The sequence below is a fragment of the Pseudoalteromonas sp. NEC-BIFX-2020_015 genome (assembly GCF_012952265.1).
Classification (GTDB): Bacteria; Pseudomonadota; Gammaproteobacteria; order Enterobacterales; family Alteromonadaceae; genus Pseudoalteromonas; species Pseudoalteromonas neustonica.
In genome coordinates, this window is record NZ_JABCJL010000033.1 from 37,407 (window position 1) to 47,297 (window position 9,891).

The following is a 9,891-nucleotide window of genomic DNA, read 5'->3' on the forward strand; positions in this document are numbered from 1 at the left end:
AGGTTACTTCAATAAAGGTAGAATTTTGTTTACTTTATCGTAAGTTTCTTGGTATTCCAAATCAACGTGAGAATCAGCGACAATTCCGCCGCCAGCCCAACAATAAATATGTTGTTTATGACATACTAAAGTACGAATAGTGATACTGGTATCCATATTGCCACAGGCGCTTAAATAACCAATTGAACCACAGTAAATACTGCGACGATGTGGTTCTAGTTCTTCAATAATTTCCATCGCTCGAATTTTGGGAGCCCCAGTGATTGAACCTCCGGGAAATGCCGCATGAAGTTGATCAACGGCTGTTTTATCATCAGCTAATTGCGCAGTGACTGTACTGACTAAGTGATGCACTGCGGGGAAACTTTCAATAGCAAATAGAGAGGGGACCTGCACTGTGCCAGGCTTTGCAACTTTGCCTAAATCGTTGCGCAGCAAGTCAACTATCATGACATTTTCAGCGCGGTCTTTGGATGATTTTTGTAAGCGCGTTGCTTGTTGAACATCTGTTACTTCATCAAGGCTGCGTGGTAGCGTGCCTTTGATTGGTTTGGTTTCTATGTGCCCGTCAGTGATGGCAATAAAACGTTCTGGGGAAATAGATAAAATAGCGCCATCAGGGTGATTGATAAAACTTGAAAACGGCGCTTTATTGGCTTCTCTTAATAGGCAGTAAGCTTCCCATGGTGATCCTTGGTATTGCGCTTCGAAACGTTGAGCAAGATTTATTTGATAGCAATCGCCACTTTTTAAATAAGCTTGAATTTTTGAAAATTTAGCGCCGTATTGATCTCGGCTCATATTAGATAACCAGTCACGGGTTATTTTAAATGCTTGCTGTTGTGTTGGTACATCATTTAAAGGCGTTAAATACAGAGCAAGCCTGTCGGTATCAGGCTGGGCGACATAAAACCAGCTGTTGCGTTGTTTATCGTAAATAAGCGCATCTGGGTAGAGTCCAAGGCTAAGCTGTGGCATATGAATATCGTTAATGGCTTGCTCAGGAACTTGTTCAATAACTCGGCCAAAGTCATAACCAAAATAGCCAAGCCAACCACCGCTAAAAGGTAAGGCGGGTTGAATTTTGCTGCTATCTAATTCATTAAGCTCTTGCTGCATAATAGCAAAGCTGTCTTGAGACGTTACTTGGCCATCAATATAAGTGAGGTTATTTTTAACCTCTAAGCGTATTTTTGGTGCGATAGCTATAATATCATAGCGACTGTTCACATGATGGCTATTGGCCGAATCTAATAGTATTGCGTAGGGTAAATGAGCAAAATAGGTGAAAAGCTCTATGCAGTTGAGCGAAATGTCTAATTGAATGCAGGTTTTTTGTTGGTTTATCATCTATTTTTTACCCTGTAAAACTGGCTCGAAACGGGCTGGGAGGGTATCATAAGTTATAATTTTTTGGCAGCGTTTCGTGACGTCGCCTATGCGCTATACAAACCACCGTCACCGGTTTGACCAAGGTTGCGTGTTTACACGTAACGGTAATTTAAGGAACCCCTATGAGTACTATTCGTCAGCAAGATTTTATTGATAGCATTGAAGATGCTTTGCAATATATTTCGTTTTATCATCCACTTGACTTTGTTCAAGCGCTTGAAAAAGCTTATCACAAAGAGCAAAGTAAAGCGGCTAAAGATGCGATTGCACAAATACTTATTAATTCGCGTATGTCGGCAGAAGGTAAGCGTCCACTGTGTCAAGACACCGGCATTATTACGTGTTTTGTAAAAGTAGGTATGGATGTTAAATGGGATAAAACAGATTTGACTGTACAGCAAATGGTTGACGAAGGGACGCGTCGTGCTTATTTGAATCCAGATAACCCGTTACGCGCATCGATTGTTGCAGATCCTGCTGGTAGCCGTAAAAACACAAAAGATAATACGCCATCAGTTGTGCACATTGATCTAGTGGCAGGCGGTAATATTGAAGTGATGGTTGCAGCAAAAGGCGGCGGCTCTGAAAATAAAACCAAAATGGTGATGTTAAACCCGTCTGATGATGTGGCTGAATGGGTTGAAAAAACCTTACCAACCATGGGCGCGGGTTGGTGCCCACCAGGCATGCTAGGTATAGGTATTGGCGGTACAGCCGAAAAAGCAGCCGTACTGGCAAAAGAATCGTTAATGGATCCGGTTGATATTCATGAACTTATAGAGCGTGGTGCTGAAACGACCGAAGAGAAAATGCGTTTAGATATTTTTGAACGTGCCAATAAACTAGGTATCGGTGCACAAGGTTTGGGTGGTTTAACAACCGTTGTTGATGTGAAAATTAAAACAGCACCAACCCATGCAGCTTCTAAGCCTGTGGTTATGATCCCAAATTGTGCTGCAACTCGCCATGTACATTTTACTCTTGATGGCTCAGGCCCAGCTAACCTAAAAGCGCCGAAGCTTGAAGATTGGCCTGAAGTAACATTTGAAGTAGGTGAAGGCACACGCCGTGTTGATTTAAATACGTTGACTAAAGAAGACACGCGCGAGTGGAAAATGGGTGACACAGTATTGCTATCAGGTACTATTTTGACTGGCCGTGATGCTGCGCATAAGCGCCTGCAGGATATGATCAATTCAGGTGAAGGTTTACCTGCAGGTGTTGATTTTGATAATAAATTTATTTATTACGTTGGCCCTGTTGATGCAGTACGCGATGAAGCAGTAGGCCCAGCAGGCCCAACAACAGCAACACGCATGGATAAATTTACTGACATGATGTTAGAGAAAACTGGCATTATTGGCATGATTGGTAAAGCGGAACGTGGCCCTGCTACCGTAGAGTCTATTAAAAATAATAAATCGGTTTATTTAATGGCTGTAGGTGGCGCTGCTTACTTAGTGTCTAAAGCAATCAAAAAAGCCCGTGTTGTGGCATTTGAAGATTTAGGTATGGAAGCTATCTATGAGTTTGAAGTTGAAGATATGCCAGTAACAGTGGCAGTCGACAGTGAAGGCGCTAATGCGCATACGCAAGGTCCAGCAATTTGGAAAGCTAAAATAGAAGAGCTGAACTCTAAACTACAGTAATATTTGAGTTATATTTGGCGGTATTTAAATACTTTTCAATACCGCCTTCACATCTGACCAGTTGGATGTAAGCTTTCGAACTTCTCGCAACTATTTAAAATCCCTCGATTATTCCAGATCTGACCTTGTAATTTTTACTTTACAATAATATTTAAGTTGACGTTCACGTCAACGGTTTCATGCTTCAACATTAAATAAGTTAATTAATTATTCCATATACTGTTAATTTTTGAATTTAATATGCTATTTGTGAGGTGTATTTAATGTTTTTATTGTATTGGTATATCTAGATTGGGTTTATCATCTCATATAGTGGCAAGCACTAATATGAAGTGATAGAGTCTCGACAATTTCAGCGCGCATACCCTCTCACGGGTTACAAATTTCGGAGTAAGATAAAGTGGCTGTGTTTAATCAAGTTGATTTTGATAACCATGAGCAAGTGGTTTTTTGTTCGGATAAAGAATCAGGTCTTCGTGCAATTATTGCCGTTCATAATACTAATTTAGGCCCTGCTGTAGGTGGTTGCAGAATGTGGGATTACGTAAGTGACGATGACGCTGTCGTTGATGCACTGCGCTTATCAAAAGGTATGACCTACAAAAATGCAGTAGCACGCTTACCGTTTGGTGGAGGAAAGTCTGTGATTATTGGCAACGCGAAAGAAATAAAATCAGAACAATTATTTCGTGCTTTTGGTCGCCAATTAGAGCGCTTAAATGGTAGTTATTATTCTGCAGAAGATGTAAACATTACCTGCGGTGATGTGGCTATTATGAATAAAGAAACTAACTATGTATTAGGCCTAGAAGGTAAAAGCGGTAACCCATCACCGTTCACTGCGTATGGTACATTTTTAGGTATTAAAGCGGCTTTACAGCATCAACGTGGTCATCAAGATTTAACGGGCATTAAAGTGGCGGTACAAGGTTTAGGTGCTGTGGCTTATAGTTTATGTAAATATTTATATGAAGCCGGTGCAACATTGTTTGTAACTGATATAAACCAAGCCGCCATTGACCGTGTAGTCAATGATTTTGCTGCAACATCAGTGAGCATTGATGAGATATATGATCTTGATGTGGATGTATACGCACCGTGTGCACTTGGTGCAACAGTTAATGATGCGACAATTGCACGCATTAAAGCGACAATTATTGCTGGTTGTGCAAATAATCAATTAGCTGAATCTCGCCATGGTGAGATCATCCGTAAAAAAGGTATTTTATACGCGCCAGATTACGTGATAAATGCTGGTGGTATTATCAATGTTTATTATGAAACAGCACCTGAAGGTTACAGCGCAGAAGCGTCAAATAAACATGTTGAGGGAATTTTTAATACCTTGACTGAAATTTTTGCGCGCAGTGAAAAAGAGCAAAAATCAACGCATTTAATTGCGGATGAATTAGCGCAAGAAATTATTAAAAACGGTTTATAACAAATCGAGCTTTGGGCGTGCTCTGCACGCCTTTACTTTAGTAAACAAATCCCTCACGATACAATTATCTCTGACTTGTATAGTAATTTGTAATGACACCTATCGACTTAACCACTTGGCCGCGGCAACAGCACTTTTCACTGTTTAAAGACTTTACTCAACCGTATTTTAATGTCTGTGTGCAACTAGATATGCAGCCACTTTATAACTATTGCAAAGCGCAGCAAATTTCTTTTTTTCAATCTTATATTTATTTAACACTACAAGCTTGTCATAGATATCAACCTATGTTGCAGCGAGTTATTAATGATGCACCTTGGCAACTAAACACGGCGCGTGCAAGCGTAGTCGAACTCGCGCAAGATGACACATTTAGATTTAGTTATTTTACACAACAAGATAGTTTTTTTGCTTTTCAAACTCATGCAACACACGTAAGTACAGCGGCAAAATTGCAGCCGTTATTTTCACATGCTTTTTCACAAACTGAAGGGCAAGCTGATTTAATTCATATCTCAGTATTGCCATGGCTCGATTTTATGAGCTTTTCTCATGCTTTTACGCAAGGGACGAATTTAGGTATTCCAAAATTGGTATTTGGAAAGTTAAATAAATTAACGGGGAAAATGCCGTTATCAATAGATGTGCACCATGCACTAATGGATGGTTTACACGTTGCAAAGTTTATTAATGAACTGCAAGTTGCGATTACACAGTTTATAAACACGAATTAGTAAATAAAGTTATTAATTAAATTAATGAAAGTAAAATAAGTGGTATGTTAATATAATTCTTATACAGAAAAATAATGATCCATAAGCGTTTACAAATCATTATCAATAACTTTACGGCTGCAAACAAAGTAGTCATTCATGGATTCGAAGGCGTTGAGTAAAATGATACGAGTGTGTTTATTCTTATTCTTATTGATGTTGATAGCGCCCCAATGCGCAGCTGCGCAAGCAACTCGTTTGCCTCTTAATGACTATTTTTCTGAAACGTGGAATACACGTTCAGGATTACCTCACAACAGTATCAACAGTATTGTACAGACAAAAGATGGTTATATATGGATAGCAACGTGGGAAGGGCTTGCTCGCTTCAATGGCCGAGAGTTTAAACTATTCACCCGTTCAGAAATTACAGGATTACCAGACTCAGGGCTTCGAAGTTTAGTTCCTCAAGCTGATGGTAGCCTCTACATTAGCGGCGCACGTGGTGGCATTAGCCATCTACGCAAAGGGCATTGGTCTGCACAGAAAAATGCCTCAGCAATGGTTAATCATGTTTTAAAAACAAGTGATAACAAAATATGGTTAGCCTTAGAGGGCGATGGGGTGGCTTATCGTGATGAGAATGAAGAAGATAAAAGTGTATTAATTAATTTAAGTGCTTATCGATTGGTTGAAGATGGCGAGGGCGTTATTTGGGCTGGAACCAGTGATGGTTTATATCAAATAAAAAATAAAGTAGCCAAATTAATTACCCCTAAGAGTGGTTTACCTACAGGGCCAATATATACATTATTTATGTCTCAAGAAGGGCAATTAATCGTCGCTGGAGAAAAGGGGGCATGGCGATATGTGAGTAACCGGTTTGTTAGTATTGATGAACAGCTGGATGGCATTGCTATTTCAAGTGTATTGCAAGATAACCACAATGCTCTGTGGTTTGGGACTATTAATAAAGGTGTATTTCGACTCAGTGAACTGGGATTAGAACGACTTGATTCAGACGCAGGTTTGCCCGCCAACCGTATTTTATCGTTACTTCAAGATCGTGAAAACAGTATTTGGATCGGGACTAATGGTGGTGTACACCGTTTACGTGAAGCGCCATTTTCAGCATGGACAAAAAAGCGTGGGCTAAGTGGTGATTATGTCAGAACGGTACTGCCTCACTCAGATGGCAGTGTTTGGATTGGCAGTAGCACAGGATTAAACCGAATCCTGGGTGATAAGGTTGAATCAATTTCACTTGCGAATAAGGGCGACCCTTTATCTATTTTAAGTTTGGCTGAAGATCAACACGGACATGTTTGGATAGGCACTTATACCAGCGGCTTAATGCGGGTAATTGATGGCAAGATTTACCCGGTTAAGAGTCGTGATAATGGCTTATCAAGTAATGAAGTTAGGGCTTTATTATTTGATAAGCAACAGCGCCTGTGGGTGGGGACTGCGACAGGGCTTAGCCGGATTGATCCCGATGGAACAACACTGCAATATACCACTAAGCAAGGTTTGCCCGGTGAGTTTATAATTGCTTTAGCTTTGGATGGGCTTGGGAATGTTTGGGCCGGAACGGGTGTGGGCGCTGCTATGTTTAATAACGTATTAGGTCAGTTTAAAGAGCAAGCATTTCCTAAGCAATTTAACGCTCAATATGCATTCGGGTTTTATGCCCAGAACGATTTAATGTGGATGGCCACTGATAGGGGGTTAGTACGGTTTAATATTGTTACTGGCGATATCGCTATTCTAGGACGCGAACAAGGTCTACCGGTTGATAAACTTTTCCAGTTAGTTGCGCAAGGGGATTCGTTTTGGTTATCGAGTAATCGCGGTATTCTTGAGGTTAAACAACAACAAGTTAACGAGTTACTTGATAACCCCCAAACAAGTAAAAATAAACGACTTCAGTATCAACTATATGATGAAGGTGATGGCATGCTCAGCGCCCAAGCTAATGGGGGATCAAACCCGGCAGCTGCATTTCACCAAGATGGCAGTATTTGGTTTGCAACCGCGCATGGTGTAAGCACTGTTATGCCTGAACGGTTAAAAAAAGCAGCGCAAATATCATTACCAACAGTCATAGAAAGCTTGTATGTTGATGGTAAAAGTACACCATTGGCTTTTGATGGTAAGGACATAATACTACCGCCAGGGGCTTCAAGGTTATCGTTTAATTATGCTGGTTTGAGCTTTATTATGCCGCAGCGGTTAAACTTTCAGACGAAACTACTCGGCTACAATGACACATGGGTAAACCGCCAGCAGTTAACAATTACCGAATACACCAATTTAGCACCGGGCAAATATACTTTTATTGTCCGTGCAGGTTACCCTAATGGGCAGTGGCAAAATAATTCTAAGAGTATTACATTTGTAATTCAGTCCTATTTTTGGCAAAAGTTAAGCTTTAAAGTTATGCTTTTTTTAGCGCTGGTTATTTTGTCTTTTGCATTATACAAATACCGCCTATATCACTTTAAAAAAATTGAAAAAGAACTTACCCTGCGAGTAATACAGCAAACTAAAGATCTACAGCAGCAAGCTGATGCGTTTGCACATCAGGCCACACATGATCAGTTAACGGACTTACCAAATCGTCGTGCATTTGATACTTGGTTGGCAGATAATTTTTCGGATTTCAAGCAGCAATCTTTACCTTTGGCTATTGCGATAATGGATATTGATCATTTTAAACGCATAAATGATGGCTGGTCACATATTATTGGTGATCGTGTAATTTGCGTCGTTGCTCATCTGTTGAGTGAATGTAGTGAGGTTGATACGAGCCAGATAGCTCGATGGGGAGGTGAAGAGTTTACATTATTCTTCCCTAATAAAACTGCACAGCAAGCTGCTCTAGTTTGTGAAGAGCTACGGATGAAAATTGCAAACTACGACCTTTCAAATATTGCCAGTGATTTAACAGTCACAGTGAGTTTTGGTGTTGCAGATTCATTAACTGTTAATGATTATGACCGTTTGCTTGCGCAGGCAGATCAGGCGCTTTATCAAGCAAAAAATCACGGCCGTAACCGTGTCGAAGTTAATAATAGTTAACGCTCAAAACTCATTGATTTTTACATTTTATCAATAATTTAATTTTAGTTTGTTTTTTGTACAAATTGTTGGAGTGAAAAACAACCTACACACGAGGTTATATAAGGGACATAAATTTTATTAATACAAACATAAAAACATATAATTAACTATTTATTAACATTGGTGCTATATCTTTTGTTCCCTCTTTGGGATCTTTTTACTATATAAAAGGAAATGAAAGATGAAAAATCAAATAATGAATATCGCATTAGTGAGTGTTTTAGGTATCTCGTCTGTAGTATCAGCAAAAGGTCACGGACATGCAGATTTTAGCTTTTCAGAACAATCAATTAAATCGCTAAAGTTAAACTCTTTGGTGGCTGTCGACGATACTCAATTTGTATTTAATAACACCTTATTAAATGAAGATTGGGATAGTTTCTTTACCCTGTATGCGCCAGCGCTTAACGAAAAAAAAGAGCTCATATTGCATTGGGCTGGTTATGCGAGCATTAATCCTAAAATTATTTTAGCCTTGATTGAGCAGCAAAGTGGCTTACTTTCTAACCTAGATGCAGATATCAATAAGCCATTAAGAGGCTTATCAGATAAACAAGGGTTTGATGCACAAATAGAAGATGTGGTAACTAAATTAGCTCAACGTTTCTACGCGTATAAACAATGGCAAGATGTGCAATCTACAGGTATTGAAATCACTCGCAACGCGAGCATAAGTAGCAGTACTGCTGCCACTGCAGCGTTAGTGAGTGTGTTAGCAAAACGTTCAAAATTGACGTTGGATAAAGATGAAGTAAGCAATTCGAAAAGTGCAATCACGGCATTTTTAACTACTTTTGATAGTTTATTTCCAGATAGTTACGCGCAATTACAAACCCCTTCAATACACGCAGTACAAAATAATGATACACGGTTAGCAGCAGCGAGTTTTTCAATGAACCTCCCTTGGCCATCTGGTTATTGGTACAGTGGTGGTGCACATTCAAATACCGGTTCTGGGTATCCATACTCGTCCCTTGATTTTAATAATGGCTCAGGTGGTTGGGGTAGCAATACACCATATGTGCAGGCGGCTCATGGTGGTACCGTTACGCGTTTTTCCTCTTGTAATATCCGTGTGACGCATTCAAGTGGCTATTCAACTAGTTATTATCATATGTCGAATTTGCAATACAACAGCGGCGATTATGTTCAGCCAGGCGCATGGCTTGGCCGTTATGCTAATAGTAAGGGGCAGGCATTGTGCGAAGGAGGACAGTCATCCGGCCCTCATGTGCACTTCACTTTATTATACAATGGCCAGCAAGTATCATTGCATAATCAATATATAAGTGGTCATCGTATTGATGTTGGTAACAGCAATTATGATAGCAATTGCAACAATTTCTATTTTGAGCGCTATGGTTATCGCACGTGTGCATGGCAACCGTTATATCGTTAAGTTTATGGGTTTAGCGCAATAATCGACAGACCGCTTATATACCCAAGCCTGACGAATCCCCACGAAATGAATTAAAAAAAGATGAGTAAAGGGGATCGACCTTCATGACTAATTGTGATCAAATTACTTCGCCAAAAACAACTTAAAACAATAGCCATGAAGATCACAAATATA

The 9,891-nt window shown here is 39.8% G+C and carries 6 protein-coding genes; 5 read left to right on the plus strand and 1 reads right to left on the minus strand.

Features of this window, described 5'->3' with window-relative positions; all coding sequences use genetic code 11:
- Positions 1-3: 3 nt before the first annotated feature.
- Complete coding sequence (gene pabB / locus HH219_RS19140; RefSeq protein WP_169328353.1) at positions 4-1,350, minus strand: aminodeoxychorismate synthase component I; 1,347 nt, start codon at positions 1,348-1,350, stop codon at positions 4-6.
- 164 nt (positions 1,351-1,514) lie between these two features.
- On the opposite strand from pabB, the gene HH219_RS19145 reads away from it, so the two are divergent.
- From HH219_RS19145 to HH219_RS19165, 5 genes are all read left to right on the plus strand, one after another.
- The gene (locus HH219_RS19145; RefSeq protein ID WP_169328354.1) at positions 1,515-3,041 is read left to right on the plus strand and encodes a fumarate hydratase; all 1,527 of its coding nucleotides are present in this window, start codon (positions 1,515-1,517) and stop codon (positions 3,039-3,041) included.
- Positions 3,042-3,441: 400 nt separating this feature from the next.
- A complete protein-coding gene (locus tag HH219_RS19150) occupies positions 3,442-4,482 on the plus strand; it encodes a Glu/Leu/Phe/Val dehydrogenase (RefSeq protein ID WP_169328355.1) in 1,041 nt (346 codons plus the stop codon).
- Between the two features lie 92 nt (positions 4,483-4,574).
- Positions 4,575-5,216 (plus strand): CatA-like O-acetyltransferase, encoded by a 642-nt coding sequence (locus HH219_RS19155; protein ID WP_054454151.1) that lies wholly within the window; start codon positions 4,575-4,577, stop codon positions 5,214-5,216.
- A 162-nt stretch (positions 5,217-5,378) separates the two neighbouring features.
- Positions 5,379-8,276, plus strand: coding sequence for a ligand-binding sensor domain-containing diguanylate cyclase (locus HH219_RS19160; protein WP_169328356.1), 2,898 nt, complete (start codon positions 5,379-5,381; stop codon positions 8,274-8,276).
- Positions 8,277-8,499: 223 nt separating this feature from the next.
- A complete protein-coding gene (locus HH219_RS19165) occupies positions 8,500-9,717 on the plus strand; it encodes a M23 family metallopeptidase (protein WP_054205491.1) in 1,218 nt (405 codons plus the stop codon).
- Positions 9,718-9,891 lie beyond the last annotated feature (174 nt).

What these genes read in the sequence shown, in the direction of transcription:
- pabB (WP_169328353.1), bottom strand. Translation starts at nt 1,350, where the DNA reads ATGATAAACCAACAAAAAACCTGCATTCAATTAGACATTTCGCTCAAC.
- HH219_RS19160 (WP_169328356.1), top strand. Translation starts at nt 5,379, where the DNA reads ATGATACGAGTGTGTTTATTCTTATTCTTATTGATGTTGATAGCGCCC.
- HH219_RS19165 (WP_054205491.1), top strand. Translation starts at nt 8,500, where the DNA reads ATGAAAAATCAAATAATGAATATCGCATTAGTGAGTGTTTTAGGTATC.
- HH219_RS19145 (WP_169328354.1), top strand. Translation starts at nt 1,515, where the DNA reads ATGAGTACTATTCGTCAGCAAGATTTTATTGATAGCATTGAAGATGCT.
- HH219_RS19155 (WP_054454151.1), top strand. Translation starts at nt 4,575, where the DNA reads ATGACACCTATCGACTTAACCACTTGGCCGCGGCAACAGCACTTTTCA.